Source organism: Bacillus sp. 5w2, from assembly GCF_054353775.1.
Genome location: NZ_JBTIWT010000009.1, coordinates 21,017 through 38,636, shown reverse-complemented (window position 1 = coordinate 38,636; position 17,620 = coordinate 21,017). Strand labels below are relative to the sequence as shown.

General features: G+C 33.6%; 17 protein-coding genes and 2 pseudogenes. 7 read left to right on the top strand and 12 right to left on the bottom strand.

Annotated elements, in window-relative coordinates; all coding sequences use genetic code 11:
- Positions 1 to 139: 139 nt before the first annotated feature.
- The gene (locus ACXY7N_RS16385) at positions 140 to 499 is read left to right on the top strand and encodes a DUF3796 domain-containing protein (RefSeq protein ID WP_016089759.1); all 360 of its coding nucleotides are present in this window, start codon (positions 140 to 142) and stop codon (positions 497 to 499) included.
- Positions 489 to 689: a helix-turn-helix transcriptional regulator gene (locus tag ACXY7N_RS16380; RefSeq protein WP_016089760.1), complete on the top strand. Its 201-nt coding sequence runs from the start codon at positions 489 to 491 to the stop codon at positions 687 to 689. Before ACXY7N_RS16385 ends, ACXY7N_RS16380 begins: the two co-directional genes overlap by 11 nt.
- Before the next feature lie 109 nt (positions 690 to 798).
- On the opposite strand, the gene ACXY7N_RS16375 is transcribed toward ACXY7N_RS16380, so the two are convergent.
- The 7 genes and pseudogenes from ACXY7N_RS16375 to ACXY7N_RS16345 form a co-directional block, all read right to left on the bottom strand.
- Positions 799 to 1,605 (bottom strand): CPBP family intramembrane glutamic endopeptidase, encoded by an 807-nt coding sequence (locus tag ACXY7N_RS16375; protein WP_016135665.1) that lies wholly within the window; start codon positions 1,603 to 1,605, stop codon positions 799 to 801.
- 236 nt (positions 1,606 to 1,841) lie between these two features.
- On the bottom strand, positions 1,842 to 1,952 hold the full coding sequence (locus tag ACXY7N_RS16370; RefSeq protein WP_000540371.1) for a YjcZ family sporulation protein: 111 nt from the start codon (positions 1,950 to 1,952) through the stop codon (positions 1,842 to 1,844).
- 398 nt (positions 1,953 to 2,350) lie between these two features.
- Positions 2,351 to 2,539, bottom strand: coding sequence for a DUF4177 domain-containing protein (locus ACXY7N_RS16365; protein WP_016089762.1), 189 nt, complete (start codon positions 2,537 to 2,539; stop codon positions 2,351 to 2,353).
- A 126-nt stretch (positions 2,540 to 2,665) separates the two neighbouring features.
- Positions 2,666 to 2,992: a hypothetical protein gene (locus ACXY7N_RS16360; RefSeq protein WP_016089763.1), complete on the bottom strand. Its 327-nt coding sequence runs from the start codon at positions 2,990 to 2,992 to the stop codon at positions 2,666 to 2,668.
- Between the two features lie 127 nt (positions 2,993 to 3,119).
- Positions 3,120 to 4,136, bottom strand: coding sequence for a hypothetical protein (locus ACXY7N_RS16355; protein ID WP_488592477.1), 1,017 nt, complete (start codon positions 4,134 to 4,136; stop codon positions 3,120 to 3,122).
- Positions 4,137 to 4,630: 494 nt separating this feature from the next.
- Complete coding sequence (locus ACXY7N_RS16350) at positions 4,631 to 4,831, bottom strand: hypothetical protein (RefSeq protein ID WP_116363802.1); 201 nt, start codon at positions 4,829 to 4,831, stop codon at positions 4,631 to 4,633.
- Positions 4,832 to 5,055: 224 nt separating this feature from the next.
- Positions 5,056 to 5,360 (bottom strand): annotated as a pseudogene (locus ACXY7N_RS16345) (ArsR/SmtB family transcription factor).
- 369 nt (positions 5,361 to 5,729) lie between these two features.
- Between ACXY7N_RS16345 and ACXY7N_RS16340 the strand changes: the two are divergent.
- Positions 5,730 to 5,903: a hypothetical protein gene (locus ACXY7N_RS16340; protein ID WP_016089766.1), complete on the top strand. Its 174-nt coding sequence runs from the start codon at positions 5,730 to 5,732 to the stop codon at positions 5,901 to 5,903.
- A 270-nt stretch (positions 5,904 to 6,173) separates the two neighbouring features.
- Here the strand turns inward: ACXY7N_RS16340 and ACXY7N_RS16335 are convergent.
- Positions 6,174 to 6,533 (bottom strand): annotated as a pseudogene (locus tag ACXY7N_RS16335) (peptidylprolyl isomerase); the annotation flags it as partial.
- Positions 6,534 to 6,949: 416 nt separating this feature from the next.
- Here ACXY7N_RS16335 and ACXY7N_RS16330 point away from each other — a divergent pair.
- The 3 genes from ACXY7N_RS16330 to ACXY7N_RS16320 all read left to right on the top strand — a co-directional run bounded on the left by ACXY7N_RS16330 (position 6,950) and on the right by ACXY7N_RS16320 (position 9,109).
- Positions 6,950 to 7,432 (top strand): thioredoxin family protein, encoded by a 483-nt coding sequence (locus ACXY7N_RS16330; protein ID WP_016089768.1) that lies wholly within the window; start codon positions 6,950 to 6,952, stop codon positions 7,430 to 7,432.
- Between the two features lie 39 nt (positions 7,433 to 7,471).
- Positions 7,472 to 8,617, top strand: a complete 1,146-nt coding sequence (locus ACXY7N_RS16325; protein WP_016135667.1) for a DUF418 domain-containing protein — start codon at positions 7,472 to 7,474, stop codon at positions 8,615 to 8,617.
- 297 nt (positions 8,618 to 8,914) lie between these two features.
- Complete coding sequence (locus tag ACXY7N_RS16320) at positions 8,915 to 9,109, top strand: hypothetical protein (RefSeq protein WP_016089770.1); 195 nt, start codon at positions 8,915 to 8,917, stop codon at positions 9,107 to 9,109.
- Between the two features lie 264 nt (positions 9,110 to 9,373).
- On the opposite strand, the gene ACXY7N_RS16315 is transcribed toward ACXY7N_RS16320, so the two are convergent.
- Positions 9,374 to 10,057, bottom strand: a complete 684-nt coding sequence (locus tag ACXY7N_RS16315; protein WP_088083983.1) for a CPBP family intramembrane glutamic endopeptidase — start codon at positions 10,055 to 10,057, stop codon at positions 9,374 to 9,376.
- 212 nt (positions 10,058 to 10,269) lie between these two features.
- On the opposite strand from ACXY7N_RS16315, the gene ACXY7N_RS16310 reads away from it, so the two are divergent.
- Entirely contained in the window at positions 10,270 to 10,878 is a 609-nt protein-coding gene (locus tag ACXY7N_RS16310) for a DUF998 domain-containing protein (RefSeq protein WP_488592476.1), read from the top strand.
- A 304-nt stretch (positions 10,879 to 11,182) separates the two neighbouring features.
- Here ACXY7N_RS16310 and ACXY7N_RS16305 read toward each other — a convergent pair whose 3' ends face one another.
- The 3 genes from ACXY7N_RS16305 to ACXY7N_RS16295 are packed head-to-tail and all read right to left on the bottom strand — an operon-like array spanning position 11,183 to position 17,605.
- The gene (locus tag ACXY7N_RS16305; protein ID WP_488592475.1) at positions 11,183 to 11,758 is read right to left on the bottom strand and encodes a hypothetical protein; all 576 of its coding nucleotides are present in this window, start codon (positions 11,756 to 11,758) and stop codon (positions 11,183 to 11,185) included.
- A 16-nt stretch (positions 11,759 to 11,774) separates the two neighbouring features.
- On the bottom strand, positions 11,775 to 13,985 hold the full coding sequence (locus ACXY7N_RS16300) for a lysozyme family protein (protein ID WP_488592474.1): 2,211 nt from the start codon (positions 13,983 to 13,985) through the stop codon (positions 11,775 to 11,777).
- A complete protein-coding gene (locus tag ACXY7N_RS16295; RefSeq protein WP_488592473.1) occupies positions 13,982 to 17,605 on the bottom strand; it encodes a type IV secretion system protein in 3,624 nt (1,207 codons plus the stop codon). The genes ACXY7N_RS16300 and ACXY7N_RS16295 overlap by 4 nt, the downstream gene beginning before the upstream one ends.
- Positions 17,606 to 17,620: the final 15 nt, after the last annotated feature.

The following is a 17,620-nucleotide window of genomic DNA, read 5'->3' as shown; positions in this document are numbered from 1 at the left end:
TTAAGTAATATTGATGTAACTTTTAGATAAATTTGCGACGTTTATAAAACTGTTGTACTGTTTTCTGTCCTTTTTATTATCAAGTTTATGTGATATATTTATAACATAAAGAGCGAAATATATCACATAGGAGGTTTATATGAAAAATAAATTAGCATATTTAGGATTTCTTGGTTTTTTGGGCTTTTTAGGTCCGCTTACATTTTTAGGTAATATTTTATGGGCATATTATTTTTTCGGTTTCTTTTTCTTCTTCGCATATGCAAGAGTAGTACCGGATGAGCTTTTTATGCTGCATGTTCGGATCGCCGCTACAAGAGCTTTTTTTGTAGCAATAGTACTAGGCAGTATACTACTCTTAAGTGTTTTTATATTTGAAAATGTACATATAATTCGGTTATTCGTTATAATTTCATTTTCCATACCTTTAGGCACATTCATAATTAATTTAGAAGTATTTGAGCGTAGAGAAAAGAAAGGGATGCAAGATGCCACTTAAGACTCGAATGAAAGAATATAGAGTAAAGTTAAATATGTCTCAAGAAGATTTAGCTAATGAGGTTGGTGTTAGAAGGGAAACAATTGGCAATCTTGAAAATGGAAAATATAACCCTTCATTCAAACTTACTTATGATATTGCAAAGGTTTTAAAAGCGCCTATTGATGTTCTGTTTTGGTTTGAAGAATAGGTTATGTATAAAAAATAAATTCAGATTTCTAACAAGAGACTCTATTTTATTTAAACTTTTTTCAAAATAGAGTCTTTAAAATTACCATTTGGGGTATCCTCAATATTTTTTACAAGAATGCATATAAGTTATAAGTAATATGAGCAATTATACAAGGAAAAAGTGAATTAGTTTTATTATAAAGTAATGAATACATAATTCCCATTATAGTTGCAAAAATAATAAATCCGATATCATAATTATGAGCTATTCCAAACAATAAACTAGATATAATTAATCCAACTACAAAAGAATATTTCACTTCAAAAAATTTAATAATAATTCCACGATATAATATTTCTTCACATATCGGTCCAATTACAACAATTGATAACATAGTAAGTATATAAATAATCAATGTCTTCTCATGTAAATTTTCTATACCTAAGGATTTATCCTGGATATTAGCAGAATCAGAAAAATATAGATAAGTTATATTATCTGTCGCTATAATCATAAGATTAGCTAAGAAAATATATATATATGTTCGAAATGAATACAGAGGTTTAATATTAAATATGGATAATATCATTCTACGAAATGGTTTGTATATTGATATAAATAAAATTATTATTAACAAATTAAAGAAATTCAATAAAAAATTATTTACTAACTTAATATTATTAGCGCTAAAATTCTTCTGAATAAACTCTAAAGATTTTGTTATCTCTAATGGAACACCTACAAATAGTATTGTTGCAATACCAATACTAAATATCCCCAAAACAAATTGTATCCATGAAATTTTATTAGTTTGAAGTTTCTTTTGTTCAAGATCTACTATTTCTTCGTTCGATAGTTCAAATTTTTTTTTGCATTCTCCACAACACTGGGTATTCTCGATTCCAGTAGAGTTGCATTCACTACAAATTTTCATATAGCCCCCCAATTTTAAATTATCTTTTTTATTAATCATAATTTTGTCGCATAGAGAAAAGACACTTCCCTAAAAGTGCCTTCTCTCTACTTAATCTACATAAGACTTCTCTTACATCACAAATATATCTGGGTTTCCACCCAACTTTATTTTACTACATCTATTTATAAAGTTTAATTAATTTAATGTAAATTTCATAAAGAAAAGACACCTTAAGGTGCCTTTTCCAATAGTTTTTAGCAGAAACAACTGCATCCGATAATGATTAATAGAATAAACAATACAACTAATAAAGCAAATCCTCCAGCAAAACCGCAGCCTTCGCCGCAACTACCACCATATCCCATAACAATAGTGCCTCCTTTAGATCAGAGGTAAAACTAGGGTTCATTCCATGCATTTTAATGGGGTCACTTTACCTTATGTTTTGAAGAATTAATTGAGCAGGTCCTTTAGAAAATAAAGAAAAGACACCCTAAGGTGCCTTCCTCCGACTTGAACCACTTTAATATTAATAATATGTATTGGACTCCCATCCAAATATTATTTTACCATGTTAAGTAATATCTGGGTACCGCCAGCATTTTTGAAGAAAAACACGCTAAGCAAAAAAATACAATAAGCTGTCCATATGGAAGTTGATTAATATTAGCTTATTTGTCTTATAAGTTAAATCGAGAACAATTAGATCCCAAAATATTTCAGTTCTTTTTGTATGTTATTTAAGGCAAACCTCTTTCGTTTTTTAAAGAAATTCTTTGGTTCGTTTGAAGATAATCTCCAAAGAACTCGTATATCCTGCGAGTGTTAGAGTAAGGACTTGAACAAATTCCCAACCATCCTCAGCATGCTCTATAATAATACGCTTATAATCTTCTTTGGGTTGCCATTTCCATCCATCAATTTCGACTTTCACAAATTTGTAATCATACATATTCTTCCACCCCTTTTTCCATAATTGTACCATTTAGAAGAAGCGATGTATTGTACTTTTTTGACTGTATACTCTATACATATGAAGTTAACATAACGCATCATTATTGGAAATCATTTTAAAATTTTATGTTTCAATTTTTTCTTTACCCTTAAGGATAAACCACCGTATCAAAGCTACAAGTAGTATGAAAAGCGGTATTATTTGAATAAAGAAAAATCCTTTCCAAAAATAAAGTGGGTTATTATATGTAAATTCTGTTGCCGCCTCATTTGTATAAGAAACAAACGAACCTACCAAACCAGAAATTGGAATTGTAAGTAGATTTATCGCTAAACAGATTATTATCGATGATAGATTTTTAGCCTTAATTTTTGGTGAAACAGACATGAAAAATAAAAATATTGAAGTACTGGATATAAGAAAAAATGGTATTACATAAAAAATCAACATAATAAACCTCCATGATTTTGATTGTACCATCAGCAAAGACAACTTAGTACAAATTCTCATAAATAGAGTATTCATGCGAGATTAACAAAACGTCTCATTATCGGTAGCAATGAAAAGGACTTTAAATTTAATTCGCAGGATTTCTTTCTTTTACAAGATCTTCGATGTTATTTGCTTCTTTGATTTCTTTTGACGATAACCAATTTTCATTTATTGTTCCTGTCTTATTGGTTAAATAGATGTTAAAGTTTTTATTATATAGTTCTTCTTTAAGGATTGTGGTTACTTTGATTAAATCCTCAATTAAAAGGGGATTGTTTTCAAATATATTATTGGTGGTATTAATAACTAAAGTCACTAAATATTTTCGACTATCCTCTTCATCTGAACTTGAATAAGTAATACTTTTAATTGCAAATCGATCGTTTTGCATTTCATGTAATCTTTCTTCTACTTTTGTTTGCGTTCTAATCCAATTTTCCCAATAAACGTTTATGGCGTCTTTCATCGTGGATTTCATTGTTAGTAACAGTTCTTCTTTTGTTATTATATTTTGTACATTTTTAAAAGGTCCACCTAAAGATTTACCATTTTGATCCTTAATTTCAAGTTCTGTTATCTTTTTATTATTCTTCTGAATGAGTTGAAATAGAGCATATAAACGTTCTAATTCTACTGAATTCAATTGGCTAAAGTCAATCTCATTACTCATTTGCAAAGTTAATAATAATTCATTAGTTGGTTTTCCTTCATCTGGATCTTTATTATCTAATATATATTGAAGAGGATTTTCCGTTTCAGATTCCACGTAGCCTAATTTTTCTATTTCTTCTAGAGCTGGTTTGAATTTCTTATATTCCTCAAATGTTTTTTTTCCGTATTGGTATTCATCACCTACTGGATTTAAATAGAGGAGACCTTGTATCTTTACTCGGAATTTTAGATATTTGTTATTTTTTTCTTTTACAGTATGGTAGGTATTACCACCATTATTTTCATTTATCGGGCTCCAATCTGTTACAACTATATCAATACCGTGTTTTTCTTTTATATATTCTTGTACCTCAGCTCCATTTTCTTGATTACAACCACTTAGACATAAGAAACATAATACTAGCAATATTACATGCTTCAAACTTTTCATATAAGCACTCCCTACGTAAGAATTAATTCTTGAATGTGCAGCACACTGCAAATCCCTCTTTTCCTTAGTCGTATACTTTAACTTATATATAGTGTGAATATTAAATCATTTAAGTTATTGACGTGCCATCTATACTGCTCGAAGCATTACTGTCTTAAAATATACAACCTATTTGTTTTAAGTTCTTTCTCAATTCTATAAGCATATGGTCCATTAAGCTCATATCTAAAACGTACATTCATACCATGGTATCTATTTTACTATAAAATCTGGTTCTCTTATTAAAATGTTCTTTTTTTGTTTTTTGTTCCCTAGTATACATGTTCCTTCTACTTCAATAAGGGAGGATTTATGGAAAGACATTATACAATCTCAAGTTATGCACCATATATAAGAAGAATCCAACAAACTATGATTAATCACTACATTTTCTTTCATAGAATGTCAACGTAAAAAAAGACACTTTCTATAGTGTCTTTTTTGCAATAGTATACCTATGTTAGCTTTTTACACTCTAAAATAAAGTAGGTATCCTTACAAGTAGTATTCTCATTGTAAATACGTTCAATAATTTCCGCTGCATACTCTTTATCTTCACATGTTTCTGCTAATCTCTTTATATAGTTTTTTACAATTTGTATTGTTTCTTCCTGATCTAGATTGCTTTTCATCAATTCAGGGTTGAAATATCCCAATTCGTACACTCCTTTTCATTAATGTAATGATGATTTCTCTCTCTTTTCTCACATATATAGGGGTCCCACCACATGCCCATCAACTTAAGATTTTGAAATACCCCAAAACGATAATTTTATGTATTATGCTCGTTTTTATTATTTTGAGGTAACTCGTCCTTTTTAGCTGGATAGCGATGTGGCGAGACCCCTATAACGGCTTCTTATTTGGTTATATTTTTGTTTTAATTTATATTCGAAACATTGAGGATTTCTACAATTTTATCTGCTTTCGAATTGTTTATAGAGTAGTATACCTCTAGCCCTTTTCTTTCAGCATGTAGAACGTTCCTTTTTAGTTTAGATAGATGTTGAGATGTTGTAGATTGTGGAATATTCGAAATTTCTGTAGTTGAGTTACATTTAACGTTTTCTTATTAGTTAATTCATTAATGATATGTAGTCATAATGGGTGTGCCATTGCCTTTAATAGTTCGATATCATCTTCGGGAATTTGAGTATCAATATTAGTATCTAGAATTCTATTCATGATATATCCTCACTTTCTAATAGTATTTTTTATTTGCAATATACTTATATAGTGATTAATTTGTTTTATATGTCATGAACTATTTATATAATTTTGAGTGGATTTAATGTGTGTTTATCATGAGTTTTTTGTAAATTCATAAATTATTAGCGGACATTTATAGGAGTTAGGTAATAGAAAGGGTAAATTTCATAAAAAAGCGTTTAAGATATTTATCTTCAATACTCTCTGCAATAATAAGTTTTAAAATAAAATATAAACTATAACGTATTCTAATTATGGTATAATATAGCTAGTAACTGAAGGCGTGTGGTGGGAGGTTGCAGCCTTTCTTTCTCTTAATTTAGAGGGAAAGGAGGTGTAACCGATATGGAATTTTTACAACAATTATTACAGGACACTACGAAACTATTCGTAACAGTGTTCATAACAACTTTTGCAACTGCTTGTGCTAACAAGTTAGTAGCAAAACGTAATAATAAAAGTAAAAGAACCACCCAGACGTCTGCCAAACGTAAGAAAGGTGGTTCAAAGAAAAAATAATTAAACTTTGCAATCTACCACCTAACGGCAGCAGTTACAAATTAGACGGGATGTTACCAGCATCTCGTCTTTTATTATTATGCACATAGTTAGTGAGTTAAAACCTTTAATAAAAGGTTTATCTCTACACTCTCATTATACATTTTATCTCATTGGAAAACAATATCATCTTGTTTGGTATTTTTTATTATGAAATAATGATTGATTCTGCTTAATAAATTCCTATCTTGGTGAAGTTTTTTCAATTACTTCTTTCTTTTTATACATGCCTTATAGTGTTTCCTCATTAATTTTTAAATCTGCTTTATCAACTAACTTTCCATTTTCGTTCTGCAGTTTTTGTGGATCCATATTTTGTTCAAATAAGTTGGCAGTAAGTTGAGGTTTCATTTCTTTAAATGACGGAAGTTTTTGTTTATCTAGTATTTTTATAATATGAAAACCGTAATCGGTTTGTATCGGTTCGCTTATTTGTCCAACCTGTAACTCATAAGCTTTGTCTTCAAATGCGGGTATCATACTGCCAGATTGAAGTAACCCCATGTCGCCACCCACGTTTTTAGTTGCACTATCTTGAGAATATTCTATGGCTAACTTAGTGAAATCTTCCCCAGAATCTAGTTTCGCTTTTACTTCTTTAGCTTATGCCTCGTTTGCTAATAGAATATGGCTTATATGTAATTTCGTTTTTTTGTATCATATAGTGCTTTGAGTTCACTTTCTGTAACTTTCACATGCTCTTCTGCCAATTTATTTTTTAACAGGTCTAATTTTAATTTCTTGCGTAATTGCTGTTCTGTATCCCCTTATTGTGATGGGTATAGTTTTTTAACTTTAATTTGGTACGTGAAATTATTTTTACTTAATTAACCCTTTTCTTCCCTCTAAAATTATTATAGCAATCTATATAAATTTTATGTTATTATATAGATAGAAAATTTGTTTCCATTGTTTATACTTTATTGTACGTAGCGTGAAGGACAAACCTTACGCCCTGTTAACTCGGGCGAGGTTTGTCCTTTTTTTATTTTAAGGAGGAATATACTATGAAAAAAATCTACAAAATTGGAGCAGTTATAACAACTTTATGTGTTATTGGTATCACAATCTTTACTTTAACTAAAAATGAATCTGTTAACCCAGAGACTGTAACACAAAACAAAACAATTGTGTCAGCTGCAGAAACAACAGGATCACCCAAAAATATTAGAGATATTTCAAAAGAAGAATTAAAGCAAAAAATACAATCCCATGAAGAGTTCATTGCGTATTACTATCAACCAACCTGTCATTTTTGTAAAAAAGCTGCACCGGATATCAATAGTATGTCGAAAAAGCATGATAGAACCATCTATCGTATTGATATCTCTACACCAGAAAATCAAAGTGCCTTTCAAGAGTTCGACATTCCAGGTACTCCAGTTGTTGTAGCTTATAACAGGGGTGAAGAAGTTGAACGCCTAGAAGGAGTAGTGTCAGCTGCTACTTATGATGGATTCTTTGCAAGACGTAATTCGAGTGCTAGCTAGTATAGTGCTCGTTTTTCTTTGTACGAAAGGAGAATTAACATGAAACAAAACGCCCGTATTCAATCTTTAGACATAATAAGAGGTATCGCCATACTATGTATCCTTTTTGTGAATCTACCTACTATGACGGGGCTAGATCCCTTTAATCAGGCAGGTTACTCTGGTACAGATAAAGCGATTCGTTTTTTAGCAGATTTGTTTATACAAGCAAAGTTCTACACTATTTTCGCATTCTTATTTGGAGTAGGATTTTATATCTTTATGAAAAATGCAGAAGTAAAAGGATATCTCATGTATAAGTTGTTTATTCGCAGACTGTGTATTTTATTAGCCTTCGGTTTACTTCACTTCACCTTTCTATGGTATGGAGATATTCTACATGCGTATGCTATAGCTGGATTTATTCTATTGTTCTTTTATAAGCAATCTACTAAGCTTATTTTTATAGCTGGTTGTAGTTTCCTAACGGTTAGTTATGTATTACATATTATTATATTTTTACAAGCAAGTTCTTCTATTCCTGAAGTACCAACTTACTATCAATATATGTTTACAGGCAACACTACCAACCACACGGTAAATCTATTTACACATTATTTATATCAAGTAAAAGCACGTTTGTTTTTTCTGATGATAGAGGAACTCCGACAACTACTAATTGGAATTCCAGAATATATAGGCTTATTTTTAATCGGCTTATGGGCTGGTAAGAAAAATATTTTTAAAAGGGTGCCGGAATTAATAAAGAAAATTAGATTTTTACAGTGGAGTTCGTTATGCATTTCATGTCTTCTCTCTTACCCTATTATCTACTACTTTATAAAAGCGGATGTCTATTACTCTAAGGATGTACAACTATGGATTCTATTTGGAGGGAAAGCGCTAGCTATATTCTATATTTGTACTCTACTTAAAGCTTGTGAGAATAAAAAATATATAAAATGTCTGCAAACCTTTATGAACGTAGGCAAGTATGCTTTAACGAATTACATTAGTCAAAGTATACTAACTCTTGTCATTCTTTCGTTGTGCTTTAAGGATGCCTCACAGGTATATTACTGGCAACTATGTATCTTCGGGATTTTAATTATTTTTGTGCAAATTATATTCAGCAAAATTTGGAGCAAATATTTCCGTTATGGTCCTATTGAGTGGGTATGGAGAAAAGGAGTTTACAAGGGATAACCTATTATATTTCTCAATATATAAAATTATTTAACACGATAAAATAATATTTGGATGGGGGTCCAATACATATTATTAAAATTTAGATGGTTCAAGATAAAGAAAGACACCTTAGGGTGTCTTTCTTTATAGAATTTAGTATTAACATGTATAACAAATTGTACATGTTAATCTGCTGCCTTATTATCCTGTAAAAGAAAAAATATAAATCCCCATAGATATCTATCTTATAGTTAATTACATACATTAATTCATGATATAATTATATCCATATATTAAACTTAAAGGGTGATAATAATGAACTCATACACAAATAAGCAAAAAATAGTATCCCTTATAATAGCTTCATTTATCTTTTTCAGTTTTGTATTAATGGGTATATACAATGTTACAAAATCAAATTTCTTTTACGTAAATTTAGCAGGTTTAACCCTCAATAGTTTCATGTTATTTTTAGCAGCTAAAGCATTAATGAAACAGATTAAAGACTAAGTATATACAATGATAGATTTAAGCTTATTTGAAGGATCGACACATCACAGTCAAGCGAATAAAATTCAGATGGAGGATTCAACATGAATAATCTAAAAAACTACTTAAACGAGAATCTTTTTATGAAGTATTCTCTATATATAATATTAGGAGCTGGAATAATAAGAACCGGTTATGAATTTGGCTATTTCATTACTAAATTCATGTTTTAAAATAATAAGTGGTGTTAATAACAAATAACACCACTTATCAATATATTTTTCATCATATAACTTGAAACATAACAACTATTAAATTCATAATTGCATGAACAAAAAATGATACTAGTAACCGATTAGTACGCACATACACCATAGCAAGCACAAGTCCAATTAAAAAATATCCAAATATAAATGGAAAGTCAAAATGCATAATAGAAAAGAACAATGAACTTATTAATATACTCCAAGTTTGTGTAAATCTTCGTGTTAAAATATTTATGGCCGCATAACGAAAAACAAACTCTTCTACTAAAGGTGCAAGAAGAACAATTGAAATAAGTTCCACAGGAGATATTACTGCAGCAGCAACTGTACTAGACGTATTTGCTGATTGCGTAGTAAGCTGGAATATACTCTTATCTAAAAGACTGCCAACCATCTGCCCAAGAAATATTAATATGATCCCAACTAAAATCCATACAAATGAGTTTCTTGATAATTTAATTGATAACTTCGTATCTTTCATTATCTCTTTTCTATATATAAGAAAAAAGATTATCAACGTAAGTGAAAACCCAATTAGTTCCCAATGCACGAGAAGTTGTTGGATTGCTTGCTGTTGGTTTCCCTGAATATCATACCAACCTGTCTTCGCAAGCAATTGGACACCTATAATCCCAACAAATTGAGTCATTATAAAATATATAAGTATGATATAACCTGATTTATGTAAATTACTATTATTCATGTTTATGTATTTACCCTTCACTTTTTTTATTCAATTAACGATTTTGGTTTACTTTTGCTCCATCCATTTTTTCTACGTCTTTCCGCTAAACACATTTGTCCAGAAAATCCTATATTATTGAACAGGATTATCGATTCTCAAATTGCAATTTTTTAATTTTGATGATGTAACCACCTATAATGGAAATATACTTTTTTCTAAGTAGGAATCTAATGTATATATCAAATAGGATTGGCTTATTTAGCTGTATTGCAACTTGCCTATACTTTTTAATTGAACCTTTCTTTATTTTCACTTCTACAGCACCTTATAACTATTTGCACCACGCAATGAGTGATCTAGGTGTAACAACCTGTGGAAAATTCACCTACGAAATAGCTCCTTATGAAATATGCTCCCCTAATCATTTTTGGATGAATTTACTCTTTATTATTAATGGAATAACATTTTGTATTGGAGTACTATATATTTCACAGCATCTAGAAAAAACAAGAATTAATAGAATTGCAACATTTTTTATACTTATAATAGGAGTCTCCACTATAGTTTCAGGATTAATTCCTGCAGATATAAACCTAATTGGACATTCTATTCTAGTTTGGATAGGTATGCTTACTGTATTTCCAGGATTATTTATTTTTGCTAAGAATCTTAAAAAAGCTAGAAAATGGACATATTTCTGTTTACTAAGCTTAATAGTAATAATAATTCTTATCTCACTTGTTTTTCTTTTCCCCTTACCTGCAGGTCTACTACAAAGACTTTTCTATTTGGTTCTTTTCGTTTGGGGAACTGTATCAACCTACAAATTAATAAAATAAAAAATTTGTTCACTTTTTTGATACATTTATGAAACATTCATATGTTATCTTCAATACGTTCTTTTCTCTTTATAATGCCGTGTGAGATATACTCAGACTTGAAGCCCTAGACCCCCTAACTCTAGGGCTTCTCTATTCAAATAAGGATTTTTTTAGTTTTGTAACAACTCATATGTGTAATTAACATCCTCATTTGTATCCCTCCATATTCATCTTATTTTAGCGATATATATAAATTTCTTTTAACCACGGTTTTATTTTTTAAAAAAGGGTTGTGTTTTTCTCCACACCCCTCATTTCCTTCTTAATCCACAGGTACTTCTTCTTGTCCATGTGGAATTTGTGCAATTGGTGTTACAATTTGTGCATATTGGTTTACCCGCACTTTAAATTGTCGTGGTTCTAAGAAGTTTACCTGTTGAATTAAAACTTCAATATGAAACGTATCTACTTTTTTTCCACGGTCGATTTTGGTAATTCGCGCATTGTAAAACTTATCCCCATTTAGGAAATATCGTTGTACAGCTTCTGTAGCCAGCATACGCTCATTACTTGTCATTTTCATTGGTTCAATACCAAATCCAGCCTTTGTAAACAAATACGGGACATCATAACTACTATTAGAAATTTTTCGTAGTAAGTCCTCTACTGTTTTTGTTTTCGCGATATATTCCTCCTCTTTTGTATCAAATCCCTTTGGCTTATCTCCGAGCATCTCTATTTCATCTTGGTTTACTTGCTCTTCCTCTTGCATTTGTGATTTCATCATGTAACGATGAATAGTATTATAAGTAGCAACGCCTACTACTAACACAATAATCCCCAATATAACTAAGTACTTACGAGGCAGATTCGCTAGCACATTTATGACTTTCTTCATTTCTTCACATCCCAAATCAGTCTATAACATTACGAATTTGCGTCATATGTTGACCTCTTGCCGTATAGTTTAGACCTGTTATTTGTACACCTTTGTTATCGCCAATATGAATCATTTTTTGATTCCCCATGTAAATTGCAACATGCCCTGGGTTTTCATAGAAGATAAGATCACCTGGTTGCGCTTGATTGATGTCTGCTACTTGTTTACCTTGCCCAACTTGAGCACCTGTCCAATCTCCAAGTTGTACACCTATACTTGTTCTAAAGACATACTGTGTAAATCCTGAGCAATCTGACGTGCCACCTGGTGGATTACGATCCCCTAGTACATATCTCACTTTCCCTTGTCCTAGCCATTTTTTCGCTTCTTCCAATACCTTTTGTCGTTTAGCATTTGTCATTATAGGAGAACCACCTGATGATAATCCTGGGTCATCATTTTTCTTAAAGAATTTCATTGGATCAGTTGGTTGGTCGTTAATACGTATTTGGAAATCTAAATGGACAGCGTATCCATTCATATTAAGGAGACCAGTATCTCTATCATAGTTAGAACCGCCCATCTCCCCAATTATTTGTCCTTTTGTCACCATAGTTCCTGATGCAACTGATATTTTACTCAAATGTAAGTAACGGGATACAATACCATTTCCATAGTCTATATAGACACCTAGACCACCACCGTTTACATTTCCTGTTTGGGCTGTTACAATACCTGCTTCCATCGACCACACGGGATCTCCAGCTTTTCCGGCGGTCATGGCCCCAATATCTACAGCATTATGTTGCTTTCCACCACGAACCGCATCAAATGTATCTGTAATACGCCCTGATTTCGTTGGCCATTTCCACCCTTTATCAGAAATCCATTCTCCATCTCCAGCTGCCACACAACCTAAATCTTTGTAATATTTCAAAACTTTGGAAACGTACGTAAAATCCCCGTAACACGCATTTACCTTGGTTCGGAAGTTATTCGGATCGGAGCAACCAGCTGGGTTTAAATGATTCTTACTTCTTGAGAACTCAATGGCTGTTTCCTCTGAATAGCCACCTTTAGCTAATGCATAGCTAATGAAGCCTGAGCCAAAATTGTAAGACTGCAGGGCGAGAGCGATGTCTCCATTCGCCTGTCCTAACACATCTTTAAATTCCAATACACCGGCTTCAATAGAAATATTCGGATCTTTGATGCAGCCCATACGAGCATTTCCTTTTACACCTATACAAGATGAACTTAAATCTCCATAATGACCCTCTGACGCCTGCATTGGGTCATTTCCTGCTCCTCCTAATTCCTGCATCATTTGAGCTGCTAGAACGCCAACATATTCAGCAACACCATGTTTTTCTGCCATCTCTTTAATTTTAGGAAGATACCCTGTTACCTTTTCATTAAGATTGACAGGCTCCCCGCCAGGACTCACATTACCTACACACATACCACCAACGAAATTACTAGAAGGTGCAAGATGTCCATACGTTGCCTCTAACAACCCAGCTTCCAATATCTCACGCGCACGCTCTTTTTGACTCTTACTAAACTTTGCGAGTTCCATGGCTTTCTCAAGCCCATGGGAAGATGTTGTCACTTTTTTACTTCCACTCGCATTAATCTCATCTATTTTTTTCTTAAAATCTGTATCTCCTAATATCTTTTTTACATCTGGTCCAGAGTAACTTTCAGATTTGGTTTTTTGCATCTCTTTTTTCTTTTTTTCACAAGGACCATTCGGTCCCGCCTCGCATACCTCTTTTTCCGTATATTCTTCATATTGGATATCCAAAAAATATGAAATCGCATCATGTGGATCTTTACCGGTGAGGTCATTATCATATCGCGCCATATCAAAAGCGACAACCTCTTTCCAATCCACATTCAGAGCCATTGAAACTTCCATATATTTTTTTACTTGTTCCTCTGTCTTACTTTCATCATCGGTAAAAGGTACAAAAGAGACTAAAATCACACACACAGCAATAATTACTCCCATAATCAAAGCGGCAGGCACTCCAACCGCTGCTATAACAGCACCCACAATTTTTAGTATACCTGCTTTTAGCATTTTGGCAGCAGCTTTCGCTGCCGCCTTTCCTGCTTTCCCTGCTAATTTTGCCATCTTCCCGCGCGCTTGCATCCCTTTTTTCTTAATAAAGTGTGCAGCTACATCTTTTAAAGGGTTACTTTTTTTCTGTTCATTTGGATCGTTAGGATTTTGACTCATAGACTTGTCACTCCATACTTTCCATTTTCATTATTTCTTCTTTTTCGCTGTGCTAAGCGAGGGTTTGGCGCAAATGGAATCAGATTTTGTGGATCATGTTCTGATAAATTCAGATGCGTCTCTGTACGTACAACTTCTTCATGTGTTTGGGTTACTAGAATTTCTTCTCTCGGCTTAATACTGCTATCTTTCACTTCACAAACCCTTTCAATCCTTTGGTTTGCTTGTAATCGTGTATCTCCTTTTCCGAACGGAGAAATACGTGACACTGTACCGTCTGTAGTTGTCGCAACCATGTAACTACGATCTCTTTCAACAACCATTTGTACATTTTGATAGCCACCTTGGTCCAAATCAGACATATAGAAATGACCATTGTCTACCTTATGATTCACTGTAAGTGGCGGTTCGCTAAATACTGCTTTCTGTTGTAAAGGTCTTTGATTTTGATTTCCTACCAATTGATTTGGGTTTATATTAAAATCACGACTGATACTAATTTTGCCACCACTGGAATCTTGGATATAAGCTGGCGACTCTATAATACCACTCTTATACGGCTTTAATTGTCCACCAGAAATATTTAAATCTTTATATACAACTTGTCCCTCGTGAACTCGACTATCTCCACTACCATAACGGGATACAACTTGCGTCATACCACTGGAATCTTTTGCTTCAATCCATGATTTATTATTTGTCACAACAAGGCGTACTGCCCCTTCAGTAACAGATTGATTTCCAGTAGCATCCGTTGTTGTTGGTACCATTCTCTGAATCTCTTGAATTTCTTTTGCTTCTGTTTGAACAGCTTTGTTATACGGGTTATGTTTACTTACCATACGTGCAGTCGCTTGATAAGCACCTGCACCACCAATTACACCAACTGCATAACTTAACCCTTTTGTTACATTATAATGGCGTTCTGCTGCATTCCCACCTAATGATGTATTGACAGCAGCATTGGTCCCACTTATCACTCTTTGTACTGCATTCCCTCCGGATTGTTGTACAGCACTCGCAGCACTAAAGTATGCATTTGATACCGTATCAATACGATCCGCAAGCATAAGGTGTTTTACACCTTCCATTACACTCATGCCAAGTTTTGTACTTTGCTGTGTCATACGTCCCACTGCGGAAGTTGGGATAGATATTTTACCAGCGCTTTGTGCAATATTCGCTACACTTGTTGATGCATCTGCATAAGAGCGTTCGATTTCCGCAACGGAAAGATCTCCTGCACGTGCAATACTCGCTTGCGTTTGTGTCGCTGCATATACGGCTTTATTAATTGCACCACCTGTCGCAGCGCCATGTGAACGAACACCTTGAATCGCACTAGTAATTCCAGAACCTACTTGTTGGCTCACCGTTCCAAGACTTGCATGGCCTTGTAAACCTTTCGTTAATTGCGAAGCAAAGGCATCTTTATTAATATACGATTGATTATGAAGACTCTTACCACTCGTATATTTTGCCTGTACGGGCATCGCTCCCGCTTGTACTGCCGCTTGTTGTGCATGATTTTTAAATCCTTGTACTTTTTGATCCAAATGTTTATTCCATGCTGCTTCTTTTTCTTGTTGCGGCATATCTGCAGGGAATTGTTTTATGAATCCAGCCTTATGGTCTGCACTATAAGCCTTCTTGAATGCAGCACTAGAAGCACCGACAAGAGCACCTACTCGTCCCATATTTTGATGGCCACTTTCTAACGTTTCTCCCTTTACTCCCTCAATTTCTTTTCCAATTTTCCCTAATGCGAGTCGAGAAGCAAACGCATCTTTATCCACATAGGACTTATCAAACAGATTATTTCCTTGCTTATCCTTCGCTTCACCTAGCATGGCTCCTACTTTTATTGCCGCCTGTTCTGCGTGGTTCCTAAATCCTTGTACTTTTGCGCTCAGATGGTCGTTCCAGTGTTTCTCCTTCTCTTCCACTGACATATTTTCTGGTAACTGACTCATAAACGCATCTTTATGGTCTGCCTCATAGCCCTTTTGGAATGCATTCGTTGCAGCGTTAACTAAATCTCTAGCATTTCCATAGGGTGTAGCGGTTTTCTTCATATTTTGTAAATCTTGTTTCCGCTGATTTGTGAAACGAGACATTTGATCACTATTTGTTTTCGCTACTTTTTTAGCAATCTCTGTATCAGAAGCATTAGGGAATGCTTGTTTTAAGCGGCTTGCAACTGCAGAATCAGGATTATCCGCTTTCCAATTTTCAAAATCTTTTGTAGCTAAATCCTGTGCGATATCTTCATCGGTTAGTTCCGGATACGATTCACCATTTAGATTTGAATACGTGTCCGCACCCTTCTTTACACTCGAACTAATATGTTTTCCTAAGGCTACAGCCCCTTCACCGACTGCAGCAACACTTCTACCGGCCACTGCACCAGGAGCACCACCTAATGCACTTCCAACTTGCGAGCCTACTACCATCGCTCCCGGTCCAAGACCAGCTCCCGCTGCCATACCTGCAAGTCCTGTCGTTGCTTTACCAATTGAACTTCCAATTTGACCTACTTTTAACATACGAGCTGCACGAGATGTTGTACCAACATCTGTCCCTAAATTCGCTCCTAATGCATCTTTCGGGTTATCCGCATCTTCTTTTGTCTTTTCTTTATCCCCTTTATCATCCGGTTTTGCTTTTGAATTACGATAGTCATCTCGAATACCTTTAACCAATCCAGCCACACTTGCTAAAGCACCCATCCCCATCATCGTACCCGCTCTATGAATACCACCTGATGCATTGGTGCTCAGGCCGATAAAGCTTTTCACAATCTCACCAACTGGGATAAACATGGCAAGTAATACTAATTTTATAATAGGATTTTTTGCGTCCCCAATAAGTGTAATGACTAACCATAAGGTAATTGCGTGAATCGCTTGAATTAATACTGCTCCCATAAACTCGCGAATCCAATATAACGTTTGTTGTTTCTTTTGTGGAAATAACCACATTCCTACCATTACAGGACCTAATAACATTAATACGTACAATGTCACTGCGCGCATTAAATAATAGAAATTCGCCCAAATCATTAATCCAGCTTCAATAAATAGTCCGAATATGATAAACATATAATCGTTTTCATGCCCTTTCATTGAAAGCTCTGTAATTGTTTTATTGTCAGACAGTCCCGACTTTAATAAAGGTATTTGTTGATCCGGGTTAAAATTCCCGTTATTTACTCCATTTATCGCCTCTTTAAATTCCAATGTAATCCAATTGTTTAGATCAAATACAAAATTATAAAAGAAATCTAAATGCCAGAGGCAAATCGAGATAATCATTAAGTCTTTTGCATATTCAATTAATGCCGTGCGATTATTTGGATTCATAGCTGTTGCTGAATATTTTGCTGCTGTAATCACTACACTGACAAGGACACAAAAGGCAACAAGCTTAAACATAACAGGCATACCGGTATCTAATACATTCGTAACCGCATTCTTTGAATATAAAAAATCTAGATTAGCATTATCTCCACCAAAGACTAGAACTGGAATAGTATCCATAAATCCATAAATAGGCGCTAGGAGGGCCTTTACCATATGAATAATAAGGCCACCGACCCAATCTATTATTTTCTCAAGCATAATTTCACCTTCCTT